1 protein-coding gene and 1 pseudogene are annotated in these 1,097 nt (G+C 62.3%); one reads left to right on the top strand and one right to left on the bottom strand.

The window, feature by feature from the left end; genetic code table 11:
- Window positions 1–658: pseudogene (locus ENZ75_RS32605) on the top strand (hypothetical protein); the annotation flags it as partial.
- A gap of 10 nt (window positions 659–668) precedes the next feature.
- On the opposite strand, the gene ENZ75_RS32600 reads toward ENZ75_RS32605, so the two are convergent.
- Window positions 669–1,097: hypothetical protein (locus ENZ75_RS32600; protein WP_128278653.1), on the bottom strand; the 429-nt coding region annotated here is incomplete at its 5' end.

The following is a 1,097-nucleotide window of genomic DNA, read 5'->3' as shown; positions in this document are numbered from 1 at the left end:
GTTCGGCTCCGACGGCGTCGCCCAAAACGGCACGATCACCTACGGCATCAAGGCATCGGGACTGACCGTGCCGACCCAGCTTCTCCCGAGCTGGAGCGTGGGGTTGTTGCCCACCGATGTCGATTTGAACTTTGGCGGCGCCAATATCGATCTCGACAGCATGGCGAAGAAGGCGATCGAAGCCTTTGATCTCAATAAGAATCCGCCGCTGTCTGCCGAATTCGGCGAGCAGCTTAAGGCCGACTTCATGGCCAAGACGCCGAAGGTCGTGCTTGGCCACAGCACCGTGAAGAACAAGGATACGGAGATCGCCCTGGAAGGCGAGATGACATTCCCGGGCGAAAAGCCCGAAGGTAGCGTGACCGTCGATGTCGCCGGCTTCGACAAGCTTGTCGAAGGCCTGCAGGAAGCGGCAAAGTCGGAACCGGAGGTGGCCCAATACGTGCCAGTCGCTCTCATGGCGAAGGGCTTTGGCAAGACGCTGTCCGATGGACGGCTGGAATGGATCGTCAACGCCAAGGCCGACGGTTCGGTCACCGTCAATGGCGTCATGCTGAAGCCTGCCGATCCGGCCGTGGACGACAGCGTGGACGATGGTGACGGCGACGATGACAGCGGGGACGACAGCGGCGGCGCAGGTGCGAAACTGAACCCTTGAAGGCTGGAGTTTAGAGCCCCAGCGCGCTTGCGATCTTCGGCGCGGCTTCGTGCCAGTCCTGGACGACGACCACATCGTCCGTCACCGGGGGCAGGAATGCGCGCAGTGAATTGTCGGCCATCAGGTGGAACAGTTCGGCGTCGGCGACCGATTCCCGCACCGACGCCAGATTGTGCGGCTGATCGTCGACGAAGACCACCGGTCGGCCGGCCTTGCCGCGAAGCTTGGCCACTGCCGGTCCTTTGGCCATTTCAGTGGTCAGAAGCGGGTAGCTCAGTCCAAGCGCGTCGAGATGGACACGACGCACGGCACGGTGTTTGTGCGGCATGGCCGTCAGCAAGATGATTTCCGCGCGGTCGCCAAGCCCTGCCAGGGCCTCTGCCGCGCCGTCCGTAATGTTTTGCCAATCGGCTTGCGTGTCAAAGAAAGCGCCCAGCAG

It is taken from the genome of Mesorhizobium sp. M7A.F.Ca.CA.002.04.1.1, assembly GCF_004022805.1.
GTDB classification, from domain to species: Bacteria; Pseudomonadota; Alphaproteobacteria; order Rhizobiales; family Rhizobiaceae; genus Mesorhizobium; species Mesorhizobium ciceri.
This window is presented reverse-complemented; position numbering and strand designations above follow the sequence as displayed.